This is a genomic window from Propionigenium maris DSM 9537, assembly GCF_027925155.1.
Classification (GTDB): Bacteria; Fusobacteriota; Fusobacteriia; order Fusobacteriales; family Fusobacteriaceae; genus Propionigenium; species Propionigenium maris.
This window is the reverse complement of record NZ_BSDY01000002.1, coordinates 212,221-229,510: the sequence shown is the minus strand read 5'-3', so window position 1 is coordinate 229,510 and position 17,290 is coordinate 212,221. Positions and strand designations below refer to the sequence as shown.

Here is a 17,290-nt window from a genome sequence, read left to right as displayed (position 1 = left end):
ATGATAAAGTTTTTAGAAGAAATATTGAAGAGTTCATTTGAGATTTTAAATTCAGCCTCTATATGGCTGGTATTTAGTTTTTTACTGGCTGGATTCTTAAGAAATATACTGAATCCCTTAAAGTTTCAGAGGATGCTTGGGAATACGAAACTATCTTCAGTCTTTAAAAGCACACTATCTGGAATGCTCCTTCCCATATGCAGTTGCGGAGTTATACCTCTTGGCATGAGCATGTACTTTTCAGGAGCCTACCTGGGTCCTGTTTTGGCCTTTATGACATCAGCTCCTATGATTAATCCTGTGGCAGTTTTGCTTGCTTTTGGACTCCTTGGACCTGAGATAGCCAGTATCTATGTTTTGACTGGTTTCTGTCTGCCATTTTTAATCGGAGTAATCGGAAATAAATTTGGAGGGGATGAGCTTCATGCTCCTGGTATGGATGAGTTTATCCAGTCTGATTACGATGATGACAGAAGTTTTAAGGAAAAAATAATAGATGGGTTTAACTGGGCATTTAATGATCTGGCACTTGTTGTAAGTAAATATGTGGTTTTAGGTATCCTTATGGCTGGATTTTTATTCACTGTTTTTCCAAAGGGTTATATTGAAAGATATCTGGGGGATCCTAGCGTACTCTCCCTGGGAAGTATAACTATCCTGGCGGCTATAATGTATGTATGTGCAGTGGGGCATATTCCCTTTATTGCTGCTCTTGTTGCCAGTGGAGCTGCTCCCGGTGTAGCCGTAACATTTTTAATGGCAGGTACTGCAACGAATCTGCCAGAATTACTCAGTATGTATAAACTTATGGGAAAGAGAACGGTTGTCATCTACTCCACAACAATGGTTATATCATCTCTGGGAGTAGGATATCTAACAAATATTTTATTGGTGGATTTTAAACCAGTCATTGACTTTAATAAGAACTTAGGTTCTATTGAAGCTGCCAATGCCCTGCTTATTCAGCCACCGGAATATATTAAATATATATCCTCCATGATGATTATCTTACTTGCAGTAAAATCTGTTTTACCTGTGGTAAGGAGGAGAGTGATGGCATGAGAAAAGTTATTTTTATCTTTTTTATCGGGTTTATCTTCTATACCTATTCTTCACAGGAAATCTTCCAGGAAGATATAGACCAAAAAAATCCACTATTAAAAATATTTCAAGATGAATACTCAAATAGGGTTATTCTCACCAAGGAGGGAGATATTACAGATGACGGAATTGGTGATCTGATAATTATCTATGAAGTCTCCAAGTCTGAAAAAAGAATGGTTGTCGTTCTGGGAGGCTCAGAGAGATTGACCAGCAGTGTGAAAGCCCCTGTTGAAAGACAGAGTATTAAGTTAAAAAATATCGATGAAAAAGCTCAAATGGAGTTTATAGTTTCAGGTTATAAGGGAAGCAAGTTGGGGTATGCAATATACAGAATAGAAGATAACAGGATCATAGACCTCTTTGGAGAGGGGATGGATGAATGTTGTTAAATAAATTAATCAATAAAGGAGAAAAAGAATGAAAAAATTTATACTTGGGTTGTCCCTACTGGCATTTTTAGGGTGTGGTGAAGAAAAGGCAGAGGATTATACAGTAAAACTGGGATACTACAACTGTGACCATATGACTGCATCGGTTATTGCTAAAGATGCCGGGATATTTGAGAATATGGGACTTTCAGTAGATATCAGCGGGAATGGAAAGGTTCCCCAGGCAATGGCTGCAGGACAAATGGATGTGGGATATATCGGGGTTAACAATGTATTCAGATCCCAGCTCAAGGGTGCCCCCCTTGTAATTGGTGCAAATAACCATAAAGGAGGATCATATTATCTGGTTGTTGCTAACGATGTTGAGAAACCTGAGGATTTAATCGGTGAAAAGCTTGCCATCGGTACCCATCCTGAAAGATCAACTGGCTGGACTCAAATTGCAAAAAATCTAAACCTGCCAGTAGAGGGAGAAAATTATCAGGGAATCGATATAGGGTCATCAACAGATGCACTGACTGCTCTTAGAATGGGAGAGATCAAGGGGTTTACAGCATGTGATCCATGGGCATCCATGGCAGAGTATCAAGGCATCGGAAAGATTATGGAAACTGAAAATAAGTTATTAAACGGTAAATGGGGAGTATGCTGTACATACACTTTGAATAAAAAGTTTATTGAAGAACACAGAGAGCTGGCTAAAAAAATGATATTAGCCCATGCTAAAGCAATTCAGTATATCTATGAGCACCCCTTAAAATCAGCTGAGATCTTTGCCGATAACTACAATGTTCCATTGGAGGTTGCTGTAAGTACAATCTATAAAAAAACTGTAGGAGAGGGAAGGACCCTAACATGGAAACTGGATCCACAAGAGATCAGAAATGAATTGGAGTGGGTACAGGAAAACGACTTTATTTCAAAGGAAGTCAAGTATGAAAACATTGTAGATGAATCGATCTATGCTGAAGCTAATGTGCCTGATTTTGATAAGTTTATAGCTGAAAAAATTGAGAAAGCTTTCCCATTGGGAATGAGCTATGATTCATGGTATGCAAAAGCTCAGGAATTAGATAGATAAAGATGAAAAACCTTAGTGTCTTTCTCATCATATTGCTTATGGTAGCCTTTATCCTGCCTAGGGAAAAAAGAATGGAAAAACCACTAAGGATCGCCAGTGGTAAAGATACAACTGGCCTTCTGGTCAGCAGGCTTCTCCATAAAAATATTGAACTTCAAACAGTAGTTGGAGAGTATGAACTGCAGGATTGCTGAAGTTCCACAACTCAGTGGGCACTGAGTAGCGATGTACTGGATATAGCATTTTTATGCGATGATGCTGTGAACTCATTTGGAGGAAATAAGGAATTTGAAAATTTGGGAAGTGTAATAAAAAATTCAGATATAGTTGTAAAAAATAAAAAGGATCTAGATACCATTGCATATGAGGGAAGGAAGGAGTATCAAAAAAAATTAATCAAAGATTACAGCGTAAAATACCCTGTAAAGGCTAACTCTATTCCTGTATTGCTAGAAAGAGGTGTAGTCGATGCAGCTATACTAGATGGCATTAAGGCAATTACAATAAGGGGAGATTATGAAGAGGCCGGGGAGAACTATACTACATATAATATGGTAGTGAGAAAAGCTGTAATGGGAACCAGAGAATTTAAAGAATTTATTGAAAAATATAATGAAGTGGCTGAGGAATTAAATGATGAAAAATTATACCAAAAAGAAGTTAAAATTTATTTAAAGGAGGGAAAATGGCCGAAACATGTGTCTACACCAAGGTTTCAAAGGATCAAAATCCTATAAAAGGTAAGATGAAAAATATATGCAATAGATCAATAGCATTTATTGGCATCTTAACTGTATGGCAGATAATGTCTATATACTACCACAATGAACTACTGCTTCCCTCGCCAGTTATTACAATTAAAGAATTTTTTAAGTGCATAGTGGATTTGGAAGTATTGGAAAATATGGGAATTACAATGGGCCGTGTATTGAAGGGTTTTTTATTATCTCTCCTATTCGGCCTACCCCTGGGTTTTTTAATGGGATATTTCAGGGCAGTTGAAAAGGCTATGGGAGGGATTATTGATGCAGTACGTCAAATCCCAGTTATGGCATGGGTTCCCCTGACTATCGTCTGGTTTGGTATTGGAGATGGACCGACATTATTTTTAATAGCATTTTCAGGAGTATTTCCAATTATCTTAAATACATTAGAGGGAGTAAAGGGAATTTCATCTGATTATTATAATGCAGCCAGAAGTATGGGTGCCAGCAGATTTAGTCTCTTTAAAGATGTCACTCTTCCAGCTGTTGTTCCAGATATACTGACTGGAGCCAGGATCTCTATCAGTACAGGGTGGATGTCTGTTATCTGAGCGGAGTTCATAGCGACAAGTGCCGGGTTCGGTCACTCAATGGTAGAAGCTCAAGCTTACATGCAGACGGAGAGATTGATTGCTCTTATGATGTTAGCTGCTGTTGTAGGTTATACAATAGACAGAGGACTTCTACAGATAAATAAGCATCTAACCTCCTGGAGGGAAATATAATGGAAATAAGAAATATATCTAAAATATTTTCTTCAAAGGGTGAAGAAAATATAGTACTTCAAAATGTAAACATCTCCTTTAATAAGGGGGAATTTATAACTTTACTGGGACCATCTGGGTGCGGGAAAACAACCCTACTGACTATGATGGCAGGGTTTCAAAAACCCACCTCTGGTGAGATAAGGTTAGATGATGAGATAGTTACCAAGCCATCTCCAAAAAAGGGATTTGTTTTTCAAAACTATGCACTTTTCCCATGGATGACAGTTAAGGAAAATATACTCTACCCCATGAAGCAACAAAAATTAGCAAGGGATGAGATGGAAAAGCGACTGAAAAAATTAATTAAAATTGCCCACCTTCAAGGGAAGGAAGACCTGTATCCCAAGGAACTATCTGGGGGAATGAAGCAGAGGACAGCTTTTGTAAGGGCCTTGGCAGGGAATCCTAAAATTTTACTCCTGGATGAACCACTGGGAGCAATAGATTTTCAGATGAGAAAGTCTATACAGGTACAGCTGGAAAAACTATGGCAGGAAACCAAAATTACAACTGTAATGGTCACCCATGATGTGGAGGAAGCCCTCTACCTCAGCGACAGGATAATAGTAATGTCTAAAAACAGAGGGAAGATCATAAAAGACTTTAAAGTTGAGATGGAGAGGCCTCGTAACAGAGAATTTGACGAGTATAAAGATTATAAAAGAGAACTTGAAAATCTGCTGGAAATAGCATTAAAAGGAGTATAGATGTATACAAAACAAGAATTTTTAGAGCTGGAATTTGAAGATTATACCAGCGAGGAGCTGTATTTAGAGGGGAGATATAAGGACTTAGAGAGCAGGTATCAGAATATCAGGCTTTTTATTATGGAGTCTGTAATTGCTTCTAAAACTTCTTTAAAGGATATAAAAAGTAAATTAATAAATAAATACCCAGATATAGATGATATTTTAATAGAGATGCAGAAAAGAGGAGTATTTGTAGCTGATGATGATGTTAAATTTATATATCCTGTTTCAGCCTTGCCTACACCCCATAGGGTAAAAAGAAGGGACGGAAAAGAATTTTATTCCATGTGTGCAATAGATTCAATAGGAACCCACTTTACTTTTCATCAGGATGTTGAGATTAATTCCAGATGCTGTGAAACGGGAGAAGATATCAATTTAAAGTTATCCAATGGAAATTTGGTTTCATATTTTCCCGAGGATCTGCACATCCTTCATGTGGACCTAAACAATCATACCAACTGGGCTGGAGATTGCTGAAATATAATGAATTTCTTCCGGGGGAAGAAAGAAATAAAAAACTGGATTGAGAGAAATGGTATCCAAGAGGGGATATACTCCCTTCCGGTAAAGGATGCATTTAAGGTGAGTAAATTGTTGTTTGAAATTTAAAGATGATAGAGGAGTTAACTCAGGGATTAGCTAAACTGGTTTAATTTTATTGTCTCCCTGTATAGGCAGGGAGACTTTTTAAAGGGGGAATAGAAGTGGAATACGGAAAAAACATTAAGGGGAGTTTTAAAGGATTGATACCATTCCTGATATTTATAGGGCTTTACCTGGGAAGTGGATTAATTCTTCAGTCTAAGGGAGTGGAGCTGGCATTCTATCAGTTACCAGCACCAGTAGCAGTTTTTGCAGGGATAATAGCGGCTTTTCTTTTATTCAAGGGGAGCATAGGAGAGAAATTCAACACCTTTGTAAAGGGATGCGGTAACCAGGACATAATAATAATGTGTATTATCTACCTACTGGCAGGAGCCTTTGCAGGGGTATCCAAGTCCATGGGTGGAGTAGATTCTACAGTTAACCTTGGTCTTACCTATATACCGGCACATTATATCGCACCGGGACTATTTATGATATCGGCATTTATCGCTACAGCTACGGGAACATCTGTAGGTTCAATAGTAGCAGTTGCTCCAATTGCAGTGGGGCTTGCTGATAAGGGGGGACTTTCACTGCCGCTGGTACTTGCAGCAGTAATGGGGGGATCCATGTTTGGGGACAACCTATCGGTTATATCGGATACTACAATAGCAGCTACAAGAACTCAGGGTGTTGAGATGAGGGATAAGTTTAAAGTGAATGTCTTTATAGCCGCTCCAGCCGCAGCTCTAACCCTTTTACTACTTCTGGTTATGGGGAAACCAGAGATAGTTCCTGAGCTTCAGGTTTATGACTATAACTTTATAAAGGTTATACCTTACATCTTTGTGCTTGGACTTTCCTTAGTTGGAGTAAATGTATTTGTGGTGCTTACAGGAGGGATTATTCTTTCTGGAGCAATTGGAATGTTCTATGGAGATTTCACTACACTTGGTCTCTGTGGTGAGATATATGGAGGGTTCACAAACATGAATGAGATCTTCCTTCTATCCCTTCTAACTGGGGGACTGGCAGCTATGGTAACTGAGGCTGGAGGAGTACAGTGGCTTCTGGAAAAGATACAGAAGAATGTAAAGGGGAAGAAGTCGGCTCAGATAGGTATAAGTGCTCTAGTGGCCCTTACAGATGCAGCAGTGGCAAACAACACAGTGGCTATTATCATCAACGGCCCGATAGCTAAGAAGATGTGTCAAAAATATAAGGTAGACCCGAGAAAAAGTGCTGCACTACTGGATATCTTCTCATGTGTGGGACAGGGGATGATACCATATGGAGCCCAGATGCTTATCCTTCTTGGGTTTACCCAGGGAGCTGTGTCACCACTTCAGTTGATGCCTCTTCTGTGGTATCAGCAGCTTCTGGCTATCTTTGCCATCATATCCATCTTTATACCTTTTGCAGACAAGCTTATAAGGGAAAAGCCTTGGGTATGGGAAACAGAAGGAACAAAATAAATAATAAAGAAAAGGGGGATAACAATGAAAAATCCAAGAAATATTCTTAACTCTTTTATGGGAGGAATGAAGGAAGTATCTAAAACTAATGGGAAGCATGTAGGGGCATTTATGAACTTTCTAGGGACATCCTATGCTGCAGAGGAGCTGGATGTTAAGTTTAAAGAGTTGATCAGTGTGGCAATTGGGATATACAGCAGGTGTGACTACTGTATCGTTTTTCATACATATAAGGCTATGGAAGCAGGAGCTACAAGGGAAGAGCTTATGGAAACTGCAATGGTTGCTACGGCATTTGGAGGGGGAGGAACATTTGCATATAGCGTAACACTGTTGAAAGATTCCATAGATGAATTTGAAAAAGATTTTCAATAATTATTGTAGTTAACTGAGAGAGCATTAACTATAGGGAGGAGTAAAATGAAAACACTACTGAAAAATGTTATTTTATTACTGACACTATTTATACTTGCAGCATGTGGAGGAAAAAAGACGACTACAGAGGATGTAGCTGCTACTGAACCAGTAAGAGATACCCTTATTGTAGCCCAATCTGGAGAGGCGAAGTCTTTGGACCCCCATAAGGGAAATGATGGTTTTTCACTGAGAATCAATAAGCAGATCTACTCAAGACTTGTAGAAGCCAATGGAAGGATGGAGATAGTTCCAGGTTTGGCTGAATCATGGAAGCAAATTGACTCGAAAACTGTAGAGTTTAAATTAAGGGAGGGAGTTAAATTCCATAATGGAGAGGAGCTAAAAGCTGAGGATGTAAGGTTTTCCTTTGAGAGGATGATGAAGTCTCCCAGGATCTCCTTTGTTCTTCCTCCAATCAAGGAAGTTGAGGTTGTAGATGATTATACTGTAAGGATAGTTACTACCAATTCCTTCGGTCCCCTTATGGCTCATCTTTCCCATCCTGCTCTTGCCATAGTAAATAAAAAGGCTGTAGAGAAGTGGGGGGAAGACTATGGTAGCCACCCTGTGGGGACTGGCCCATATAAATTCTCATCTTGGGATGCAGGGGACAAGATCACTTTAGAAAGAAATGATGACTATTTTCAGGACAGGGCGCAGTTTAAAAGGTTAATATTTAGAAGTATTGTAGAGGAATCTAGCCGTACTATAGCCCTTGAGACTAAGGAAGCTGATATAGCCCTTGGAATCGGAGCATTGGATAAGGAGACAGTAGCTAAAAATGAGGATCTTACCCTCCTGGAGAAGCCATCGATATCATACAACTATATTGGTTTTAACAATGATAAGGAGCTTTTTAAGAATAAGGATTTGAGGCTTGCTATCAACTATGCCATAGACAAGGAAGCTTTAATTGATGTTGTGCTGAATGGTGCTGGAAAAGTAGCCACTTCACCTATTGCTCCTGGAGTATTTGGTTTCACAGATAAAACAGTTCCCTATGAGTATGACCTGAAAAAGGCCAGGGAATATATGGAAAGGTCTGGTGTTGCTCCTGGAACAAAGATAAAGCTTACAATTTTTGAGGGGAACAGCAATACCCAGGTAGCGGAGATCGTTCAGGCTCAGCTGAGGGAGATAGGAATAGAGGTAGAGATTGAATCCCTTGAGGTAGGGACCTTCTGGCAGTATACAGCCAATGGAAAGCACGATATGTTCCTGGGTTCATGGGGATGTGTTACTGGGGATGCAGATTACGGACTATATGCTATGTATCATTCAAGTGCCAAGGGAGCTCCTGGTAACAGATCTTTTTATGGAAATCCTAAAGTTGATGAGCTCCTAGATCTGGGTAAGGAAACTATAGATCCAGCAAGGAGAGGGGAGATATATGAAGAGGTACAGAAGCTTATTGTAGAGGATGCTCCAGATGTTATGCTGTATAACAGAGTTCTTGGAGTGGGGATGCAGAGCGACCTTACAGGCCTTGAGCTTCATCCAGTTACTCTTCATGACTTCTATCCGGTGAAGCTAAAATAGAGAGAAACAGAAAAACTGAGATGTATTTGTCTGTAAGACAGACTATAGTTTTTATGAAATAAATATTATATGGGGGAAGATAGATGCAAAAAAATAAAGTTTTATTGATTTTTTTAATACTAGTGATTAACTTTACAGTTGTTTTTGGAAAGACAATCTCTTCCGAGGAGTTGAAAAGTAATTTAGATAAATATACGGTTATTGATGCAAGGGGAGAAAAATCTTACCTACAGGGGCACATACCTGGAAGTACTTTTACTTCATGGACAGCTCTTTCAAACATGGTTGGGAAAAATGGGGATAAGGGCTGGGGTGTTGTAAATCTAGATGCTCACTCTTTAACTGAAAAACTTCAGAATCTAGGAATTATGAAGGATAAACCAGTTGTTGTGTATGGTGATGCAAAAGGTTGGGGAGAGGATACCAGAATTTGGTGGACTTTAAAGCTTGCTAAAGTTCCTGAAGTTTATGTCCTGTCTGGAGGTATAAACCAATGGAAGGAAAAGAATCTCCCTCTCACAAGGGAAAAGATGAAAGTTAAAAGAGGAGATTTTACAGTTGAATCCATCAACAGGGATATTGTCATAGATACAGATAATCTTGTAGAGAACTTAAAAAGCTATAAGGTGATCGATACCAGGTCTTCCAAGGAATATAGTAAAAAATCTATTTATGGTGAGGTGAGAGATGGACATGTTCCAGGGAGTATTAACATAGATTACTTGAAATTTAGAGATGAGGATGGGATATTTTTATCACCTGAAGAAACTAAAAAACTGCTTTCAGAAAATGGCATAACAAAGAATGATACAGTTGTGACATATTGTACAGCAGGAGTTAGAGCAGCAATGGCAGCTTATGTTATAGGAAATGCAGGTTATAAAGTTATGAATTACGATGCAGGATTTGCAGAATGGGCAGGAAGAGAGGAGCTTTCTGTAGAAAAGTAACCTTCGATAAAATTAGGCACTCTTAGGAGTGTCTTTTTTGCGTTGTAAAGATATAGGTGACAGCACTTCACTTAGACATTAAGGTCTTTAGAGGTATCTAAAACTAACCTTAAAAATATATTGACGTTTATTATGGATTTATGTTAAATTATTAATCGTAATGTATAAAATTTAAACTGAAAGGAGAGACCATGTTTTTTAGAGTATGACTTTGATCTGTAAATCTTACTTCTGGAAGAAGTAAATACCCGTTAGAATTATAGATTTAGAAGAATTCCCGATAAATAAGTGTTTTTATCCCTTCTAAGTAGAAATTCCATTTTAATTTCATTTTCAATTCTAAATTCTAATTTTTTAAAATTCTTTAGTTATTAAATTTCAAATAGGATGCTAATGGCATCGTGATATCCATAGTCCATATATGGCTTTTTGTCGTACAGTGATTAAAAAATTCTTTGAATTTTAGGTTTATATGATTGTTTTTATAATATAAAAAAATAAGGGGAGGATACAGATGAAAAAACTGTTAAGTGTATTGCTAGCTGCAGGTCTGGTATTAGCTTTAACTGCTTGTGGTTCAAAGGAGTCTGAAGAAAAACCAAAGGAGAAGGTAGTGGAAGATAAAGTGGTTGTTTACTCTACCCATGCAGAAAGTTTATTGGAGGTTGTGGTTTCGGAGTTTGAAAGGGAAACAGGAATAAAGGTGGAGTATATAAACTTAAAGGGGGCATTGGCGGACAGGGTGCTGGCTGAAAAGGATGCTCCCCAGGCAGATGTAATGTATGGTGGTGCTTCATCACTATTTATTGACCTAGCTGAGAAGGGTGTTTTTGAAGAAACACATCCAGAGTGGTCGGAGGAGCTTAATCCTCTATTCAAGGATGAAGGTGGTCTGTGGTATGGTACAATCCAAACACCAGTGGTAATGTTTTATAACAGTGAGATGCTCAGTGAGGAGGAAGCTCCAAAGGACTGGTATGAACTGATAAAGCCTGAATATGAAGATAAACTGGTATTTAGAGATGCAGGATCATCTTCTGCCAAAGCCACATACTCAAGCCTGCTATACCAATATGATAAGGAAGGTAGAATATCTGATGGTTGGGAGTTTATGAAATCCTTAGATAGGAACACTAAAAAATACTATGGAAGCGGATCGCTACAATTTCAGGCTGTTGGAAGAAAGGAAGCTTCTATAAGTTTTGCTGTTTTAAGCTCTGTTATTGCCAATAGGGATAATGGTCTGCCCCTTGAGATAATAGATGCTGAAAGCGGATCCCCTGTAATTACAGATGCCATTGGAGTGATAAAAAACTCAAAACACCCAAATGCTGCAAAAAAATTCCTGGAGTTTGCTGGAAGCAAAAAAATCCAGTCTAAACTTGCAACTGAATTTAACCGTATGCCGACTTTAAATAGTGCAATTGAAGAATCGCCTCAGTGGATGAAGGAGATTGAGTATAAGGTTATGGATGTTGACTGGAAGGTGTTATCGGAAAAGCAATCTCAGTGGATGCGAAAATGGGATTCTGAGATTAAAGGTTACAATTAAAGGGCTGCAGCCCTTTTTTTGTATAAAGCTGTATAAAGGAGCAGAGGATGGAAGATGTAATAATAAAAAAATTGACAAAAAAATTCGGTGGGAATACCGCTGTTGAAGATATAAACCTAAATATAGAGAAGGGGAGTTTGTTTACATTTTTAGGGCCTTCTGGCTGCGGTAAAACCACTATCCTCAGAGCTATCTCTGGATTTTTAAAAGTGGATGAGGGAAAAATCTTTTTAGGGGAGAGAGATATAACCAATGTAAGTCCTGAAAAGAGAGATATAGGAATGGTATTTCAAAACTATGCTCTATTTCCCCATATGACTGTCTATGAAAATGTTGCTTACGGCCTGAAAATTAAAAGGTTTTCTAAGCAAGATATCGATAAAAGGGTGGAAAAATATCTGGAGCTAGTTAGCTTAAATGGCTATGAGGACAGAAAAATATCTGAATTATCGGGGGGAGAACAGCAGAGGGTTGCTCTTGCCAGGTCGTTGGTAACTGAACCTAAAATTCTGCTTCTGGATGAACCCCTATGTAATCTAGATGCTAAACTCAGAATAAAGATGAGAAACGACATCAAGTTGCTGCAACAAAAACTTGGAATAACAACTATATTTGTTACCCACGACCAGGAGGAAGCTCTCACCATGTCCCATAAAATAGCTGTCTTTAACAGAGGAAGCTGCGTTCAGGTGGGGACCCCCAGTGAAATTTATTCAAACCCCAAAAACTCCTTTGTTGCTAATTTTATAGGAGAAACCAACCTTTTTAAGATAGATAGTGTATCCGATGCTCCTAGGTGTATATATATAGATGAGGAGACTAAACTAGATACGGAGCAGGATCCCTCCAATAAATTGTTTGCTTCAATACGGCCTGAACATATAGGGATAAAGGCAAGATCATCGGGAAGAGTAAATGAGTTTAAGGGGATCATTGAAAGGGTTCAGTTTAATGGGAATATTATCAATTACCTTGTTAAGGTCAAAAATATTGAAGTAACGGTGACTTCAGTTAATAGTTTAGAGGAAAATGATAAGTTTTTTCCCCTTCAAGAAGTCTATATTGAAATTCCAAAAAACTCTGTAAGGCTTTTAAAGGAGTAGGTGTATGGTTGATTCAAAGAAAAGATATGAAAATTTAACGGGATTTGTTCTTTTAATACTTCTAACAGGATATATACTGATCCCTGCTCTAAAAACATTTAATCTGAGTTTTTCAGAGGGGGGCAAACGTACTCTTTTGCACTATAAAAACTTTTTTTCAGTTAAGGCAAGTGTTGCCACTCTTGCAAATACAATTTTACTTGGGTTTTCCACTGTTATTACCTGCGGAGTTATTGGCACCTTGCTGGCTTTTTTAATAGGTTACTTTGATTTTCCCTATAAGGGTATGGTCAATAAACTCCTGCTAATTCCAGTTATGGTTCCAGGAGTTATTATAGTTATCGCCTTTATACAGCTATATGGTGAAAGCGGTATTATAACCAAATCCATTGAAAAATTTTTTAATCTTACCGATATACCCTTTAGATTTACCGGGTTTTGGGGGATTTTATTTGTTCATGCTTATACACAGTATATTTATTTTTATATGAATGTTTCCATAGCTATTAAACACATAGACTATTCCACCATAGAAGCAGCTAAAAATTTAGGGGCTAAAAACTATCAGATCTTTGCCTCTATTATTTTTCCGTTTATTAAGCCGGCACTGATTGCATCCAGCATAATAACATTTATAACTGGTATTGGATCCTTCTCAGCACCGAGCTTGATCGGAGACAGATTCAGAGTTCTGACAACTCAAATACTCTTTGCCAAATCAAACAATAACCTGGAAGGGGCATCTGTTCAGGTTGTTCTTTTAATGCTGGCAGCCCTCACCTTTCTTTTAGTATGCAGATATTATGAGAAAAAAAGCAGCTTTCCATCGCAGGTAAAGGGAACTTCAATGAAGGAGGTTTCTATAGAAATCCCACTGTTAAAGTTTATTTTTATAACATTTACAAGTATTCTAATTTTATTTATACTACTTCCAGTAATAACTATTTTTATACTGTCATTTGTTAAACCTGGAACATGGATGGTTGAAATCTTTCCCAGGGATTTTTCTCTGGACAACTATATTAAGATATTTACAAGGCCAAGTTTACTAAAACCAATTATAAACAGCGTAAATATGTCTGCTCTTGCTGGAGCTATGGGTGTTGTTTTAGCTGTTCCATGCTCCTATATAATTGTTAAGACAAAAAATAAATTGAGAGTTCTCATTGAAGTTTTAACCATGTTACCGTGGGCACTTCCGGCAAGTGCCATAGCCATTAACCTCATCAATATATTTAATAAACCAAGTGTTCTTTCCTTTAATAAGGTTCTTGTGGGGTCCTATATTTTATTGCCCCTCTCCTACTTTATAGGGATATTACCCCTCATCCTCAGAAGTGTTAATATCTCCATGTACAGCTTGAATACAACCTATGAAGAAGCCTCTAAAAGCTTGGGAGCTTCCTGGGTCTATACCTTCAGAAAAATAACCCTTCCCATTATTATGCCAGGAATCATTTCAGGGTTTCTTCTGGGGTTTGTCAGGTGTATAGGAGATTACACAAGTTCAGCCTATCTTTATACAGTATCCAATAAGCCAATTTCTGTGGCTATGGTAAATGCTGTATTTGAATACGAGATAGGGTTGGCCATGGCTTACGGGGTGTTGGCAATATGCTTTATCCTTGTTTTAAGCTTTATTGTAAATATTCTAAAGAGGAGATATTAGTGTGAGGTAATAAAGGCAATGAAGATATGGAATTTATTCCTGGGTGACTTTAGTACGGATTCTTGCGAACTGGATTGTTAAGGTAGATAAAAGATTTAAAAAATAGCAAAATCAATATAGATTTCATAGGTTTTAGGCGCTCCTAGGAGTGCCTTTTGGGGGTGGAGAAAATAAAATTGTTATCTTTCATTAGTGGAAGCTAAGTGTGGTGAGTGGATAGAGTTTTATATGGACCACCAAAGCTTCATGCTTTTACTTTCAAATAGAATAGTTAATATAAAAGGGGAGGCAGGGTGTTAAATTTTATCAAATATCCCAGGCTTCCTATAGGCAATTTAAAAATCAACCTTAAAAATATATTGACGTCTATTATGGGTTTGTGTTAATTTATTAATCGTAATGTATAAAATTTAAACTGAGAGGAGACACCATGTTTTTTAGAGTATGACTTTGATCTGTAAATCTTACTTCTGGAAGAAGTAAATACCCATTAGAATTATAGATTTAGAAGAATTCCCGATAAATAAGTGCTTTTATCCCTTCTAAGTAGAAATTCCATTTTAATTTCATTTTCAATTCTAAATTCTAATTTTATTAAATTCTTTAATTAATCAATTTAAAATAGGATGCTAATGGCATCGTGATATCCATAGTCTATATGGCTTTTTGTCGTACCACAATTTAGTTTTAAAGTGTAGACGACTGGGGTTATTTTTATTATGCAAAAATATAGAGAGTGCAGGTGGGAGAGGCGATGTACTTTTGACGGAGAAACTCAAAAGTGCGACTAAGAAAGTACAGTTCGGTTAGGATCTAAAATGAAGATAGGTATAAAGACACATTACATTAAAAATAACGATAATAAATTTTTTAAGGGCGGTTGTTAAATGAAGTTAATGGAAATATTAAAAAAAAATAATGTCTACGATTTTACTCTGATAGTAACATTAGTAGTTACTATTCTTGTAGGATTGGAGTTTATGGGGGATCTATCAGTGAAACCAGGGGATGCCGATACCGCAAGAATTTTAGATTTAGTTCATCTTCTAAAGGTAGATGTGGCTCCTGAAAATTCAAGTATTTTACTTAGCTTTGTTTATAAAAGGTATATCATCTTATTTTTAGGTTGTGGATATCTTGCCTTTCTTATTCTTCTGACTATATTATTCCGCAGGACCTTTAAAGAAGCGGGCTTATATGTTGGTTCATTATATTTTTCTCTGGCTGTTGGTTCAGAAACTCTCAGTTATATTTTACCTTTTGATAGTTGTAAGATCCTTTTTACAATTTTTAGCTGGGTCTTTGCTTTGTGCGGTTGTATTAGTTTTATAAAATATTTTTGGGAAAATTCATTTAATAAAAAATCTAAAGTAATAGAAGTAGTAATATTTGTTTTAATATTAGGTATAGCCATACTACTTTCACTATCCATAAGAGATTTTTATAATATATTTTTTGATAAAAACTTAATATTCTCAGGATGGGGACTACACATATGTTTTGATTATTTGAGAAATGGCTTTATAGGCTTGATACTCACCTTTAATTTTGCCTCAATTTTCTATAATAGAAATAAAATTAAAAAAATAGAATCAATCTATTATTGTTTCCTGTTCTTTATTCAACTTTTATTTAATATATATGTATATGATAAGTTAAATCTTTACGGGAACTTTGAATTTATGGCACATTTCATCATTAATATTCTGTTTGTTCATGTGAAATTAGAAGATATTAAATTATCAGAAGATAATCAATTTTTTAAAACAACAAATTTTAATGTAATAAGAGTTTTTATAATGTTTCTAACTATAAGTTATTTTGTGAAAAAGAATACTCTTACAGGATATGTTACAGGACTTCTAGCTATTATAATATTTGTTGAAGTAGTTTCATTTATCATTTTATTTTTTTCAGAACAAGAGGAAGTAAATTTTGATAAATTTCTAAAAAGATTAAAAGGCATAGAAACATTAAGTAATTTTTGTTTGTTTTTAGAGGATGAATTTACAAGAATATTCAGATTTATTGAGTTTAAAATGGAAATTTTTGATCTAGATTATGATACTAGGATATATGAAGAACATCCTTTCATTACGTTTTCACCTATATATCAAGGAAAAAAATATGATATAGGCATAAAAATTCAAAATAAAGATAATCTTTTAGGTTATATGTACGTTAAAGATCCCTGTTTGCTCATGTATAGAAAAAAATTAAGAAATTTTAAGAAGCTGATTTTAAATATTGCTCCAATTTTAGAGAATGTCATTCTAAAAAACCTTCAGATTAATCATTATAAGAATGTAGAAAAGAAATTAACTGAAAAAATAGAGAAATTAGAAAAAGATATTTTTTATACAAGAGAACTGCTAAATATTATGGAGAAAACAGATGCTTTTGATAAAAAAATGGAAGTAGCAAGAATGATAAGAAAAAAAATAAATACTGAGGAAGGGGGAGAAAAATAATGAAAAGCTTATTTTATGGAGATGATTTATTTTTCTATCTTTTAAAGAAAACTCTTTCTTTGAATATTGAGCAAATATCAGATTTGAGCGACGAGGTGTTGGAAGGTAGTTTTTTAATAACAGATAACAGCATATTTTCTGCTGAATGCATAAACTTAAAAAAGATAAAAAAAATCTATATATTTTCAGATAGAATAGACACAAAATTCTACAAAAAGTGTGAAGGAGATATAAAAAAGTTATCTTTTCATATGAGGGAAGAGTATGTATTTTTAGATAACTTTATAGATGAATTTACAGAAAAAAACAAATTAAACTATAGAGATAAGATCGTTTTATCCGACAGCTTTAAAGAAGTAGTAACTCCTTTAGAAGATATAGAATATTTTTCATATAATAGAACACTAAAAAAGTCCTCTGCTACTGTTTGTGGAAAGTCATATTTTCTTAGAAGATCTCTTACAGAGATAGAGAATTTTATCAAAAATTTCCACTTTATAAGAGTGGAAAGAGGGATCATACTGAACATCCAAAAAATAAAAGAAATTAATTATAAGGAAGAGTATGTGGAAACTAATAGTGGTCAAAAAGTATATTTGGGAAAGAATATTTTAAAAAAAATATCTGAAAACCATTTTGAGCACTTATATAGACTATAAAGGTTTTGAGGAA

The 17,290-nt window shown here is 36.1% G+C and carries 16 protein-coding genes; all 16 read left to right on the top strand.

Going from position 1 to position 17,290, the window contains the following annotated elements; all coding sequences use genetic code 11:
* The 16 genes from saoE (at position 1) to QMG11_RS02805 (ending at position 17,277) form a co-directional block, all read left to right on the top strand.
* Complete coding sequence (gene saoE / locus QMG11_RS02880) at positions 1-1,062, top strand: efflux transporter SaoE (protein ID WP_281833307.1); 1,062 nt, start codon at positions 1-3, stop codon at positions 1,060-1,062.
* Positions 1,059-1,493, top strand: coding sequence for a Cys-Cys-COOH (seleno)protein SaoC (gene saoC / locus QMG11_RS02875; protein ID WP_281833306.1), 435 nt, complete (start codon positions 1,059-1,061; stop codon positions 1,491-1,493). The genes saoE and saoC overlap by 4 nt, the downstream gene beginning before the upstream one ends.
* A gap of 28 nt (positions 1,494-1,521) precedes the next feature.
* Positions 1,522-2,574: an ABC transporter substrate-binding subunit SaoX gene (gene saoX, locus QMG11_RS02870; protein WP_281833304.1), complete on the top strand. Its 1,053-nt coding sequence runs from the start codon at positions 1,522-1,524 to the stop codon at positions 2,572-2,574.
* 2 nt (positions 2,575-2,576) lie between these two features.
* Complete coding sequence (saoB, locus tag QMG11_RS20100) at positions 2,577-3,311, top strand: ABC transporter substrate-binding (seleno)protein SaoB (protein WP_444980828.1); 735 nt, start codon at positions 2,577-2,579, stop codon at positions 3,309-3,311.
* Positions 3,260-3,889, top strand: a complete 630-nt coding sequence (locus QMG11_RS02860) for an ABC transporter permease subunit (protein ID WP_496435097.1) — start codon at positions 3,260-3,262, stop codon at positions 3,887-3,889. Before saoB ends, QMG11_RS02860 begins: the two co-directional genes overlap by 52 nt.
* 173 nt (positions 3,890-4,062) lie before the next feature.
* The gene (gene saoA / locus QMG11_RS02855) at positions 4,063-4,812 is read left to right on the top strand and encodes an ABC transporter ATP-binding protein SaoA (RefSeq protein ID WP_281833300.1); all 750 of its coding nucleotides are present in this window, start codon (positions 4,063-4,065) and stop codon (positions 4,810-4,812) included.
* The gene (gene saoL, locus QMG11_RS02850; RefSeq protein WP_350297498.1) at positions 4,813-5,466 is read left to right on the top strand and encodes a MerB-like organometallic lyase SaoL; all 654 of its coding nucleotides are present in this window, start codon (positions 4,813-4,815) and stop codon (positions 5,464-5,466) included. It begins immediately after the preceding gene.
* 95 nt (positions 5,467-5,561) lie between these two features.
* Positions 5,562-6,917, top strand: coding sequence for a Na+/H+ antiporter NhaC family protein (locus QMG11_RS02845; RefSeq protein WP_281833297.1), 1,356 nt, complete (start codon positions 5,562-5,564; stop codon positions 6,915-6,917).
* Between the two features lie 24 nt (positions 6,918-6,941).
* On the top strand, positions 6,942-7,292 hold the full coding sequence (locus QMG11_RS02840) for a carboxymuconolactone decarboxylase family protein (RefSeq protein ID WP_281833296.1): 351 nt from the start codon (positions 6,942-6,944) through the stop codon (positions 7,290-7,292).
* A gap of 45 nt (positions 7,293-7,337) precedes the next feature.
* Entirely contained in the window at positions 7,338-8,873 is a 1,536-nt protein-coding gene (locus tag QMG11_RS02835) for a glutathione ABC transporter substrate-binding protein (protein WP_281833294.1), read from the top strand.
* An 83-nt stretch (positions 8,874-8,956) separates the two neighbouring features.
* Positions 8,957-9,823, top strand: coding sequence for a sulfurtransferase (locus tag QMG11_RS02830; RefSeq protein ID WP_281833293.1), 867 nt, complete (start codon positions 8,957-8,959; stop codon positions 9,821-9,823).
* 514 nt (positions 9,824-10,337) lie between these two features.
* Positions 10,338-11,375 (top strand): extracellular solute-binding protein, encoded by a 1,038-nt coding sequence (locus tag QMG11_RS02825; RefSeq protein ID WP_281833292.1) that lies wholly within the window; start codon positions 10,338-10,340, stop codon positions 11,373-11,375.
* A gap of 47 nt (positions 11,376-11,422) precedes the next feature.
* On the top strand, positions 11,423-12,478 hold the full coding sequence (locus QMG11_RS02820) for an ABC transporter ATP-binding protein (protein WP_281833290.1): 1,056 nt from the start codon (positions 11,423-11,425) through the stop codon (positions 12,476-12,478).
* A 4-nt stretch (positions 12,479-12,482) separates the two neighbouring features.
* Complete coding sequence (locus QMG11_RS02815) at positions 12,483-14,147, top strand: ABC transporter permease (RefSeq protein WP_281833289.1); 1,665 nt, start codon at positions 12,483-12,485, stop codon at positions 14,145-14,147.
* An 887-nt stretch (positions 14,148-15,034) separates the two neighbouring features.
* Positions 15,035-16,618, top strand: a complete 1,584-nt coding sequence (locus QMG11_RS02810) for a hypothetical protein (RefSeq protein WP_281833288.1) — start codon at positions 15,035-15,037, stop codon at positions 16,616-16,618.
* Entirely contained in the window at positions 16,618-17,277 is a 660-nt protein-coding gene (locus QMG11_RS02805; RefSeq protein WP_281833287.1) for a LytTR family transcriptional regulator DNA-binding domain-containing protein, read from the top strand. Before QMG11_RS02810 ends, QMG11_RS02805 begins: the two co-directional genes overlap by 1 nt.
* Positions 17,278-17,290: the final 13 nt, after the last annotated feature.

Coding starts and splice junctions, on each gene's coding strand:
- saoE (WP_281833307.1), top strand. CDS start 1: ATGATAAAGTTTTTAGAAGAAATATTGAAGAGTTCATTTGAGATTTTA.
- saoC (WP_281833306.1), top strand. CDS start 1,059: ATGAGAAAAGTTATTTTTATCTTTTTTATCGGGTTTATCTTCTATACC.
- saoX (WP_281833304.1), top strand. CDS start 1,522: ATGAAAAAATTTATACTTGGGTTGTCCCTACTGGCATTTTTAGGGTGT.
- QMG11_RS02860 (WP_496435097.1), top strand. CDS start 3,260: ATGGCCGAAACATGTGTCTACACCAAGGTTTCAAAGGATCAAAATCCT.
- saoA (WP_281833300.1), top strand. CDS start 4,063: ATGGAAATAAGAAATATATCTAAAATATTTTCTTCAAAGGGTGAAGAA.
- QMG11_RS02840 (WP_281833296.1), top strand. CDS start 6,942: ATGAAAAATCCAAGAAATATTCTTAACTCTTTTATGGGAGGAATGAAG.
- QMG11_RS02835 (WP_281833294.1), top strand. CDS start 7,338: ATGAAAACACTACTGAAAAATGTTATTTTATTACTGACACTATTTATA.
- QMG11_RS02830 (WP_281833293.1), top strand. CDS start 8,957: ATGCAAAAAAATAAAGTTTTATTGATTTTTTTAATACTAGTGATTAAC.
- QMG11_RS02825 (WP_281833292.1), top strand. CDS start 10,338: ATGAAAAAACTGTTAAGTGTATTGCTAGCTGCAGGTCTGGTATTAGCT.
- QMG11_RS02820 (WP_281833290.1), top strand. CDS start 11,423: ATGGAAGATGTAATAATAAAAAAATTGACAAAAAAATTCGGTGGGAAT.
- QMG11_RS02815 (WP_281833289.1), top strand. CDS start 12,483: ATGGTTGATTCAAAGAAAAGATATGAAAATTTAACGGGATTTGTTCTT.
- QMG11_RS02810 (WP_281833288.1), top strand. CDS start 15,035: ATGAAGTTAATGGAAATATTAAAAAAAAATAATGTCTACGATTTTACT.
- QMG11_RS02805 (WP_281833287.1), top strand. CDS start 16,618: ATGAAAAGCTTATTTTATGGAGATGATTTATTTTTCTATCTTTTAAAG.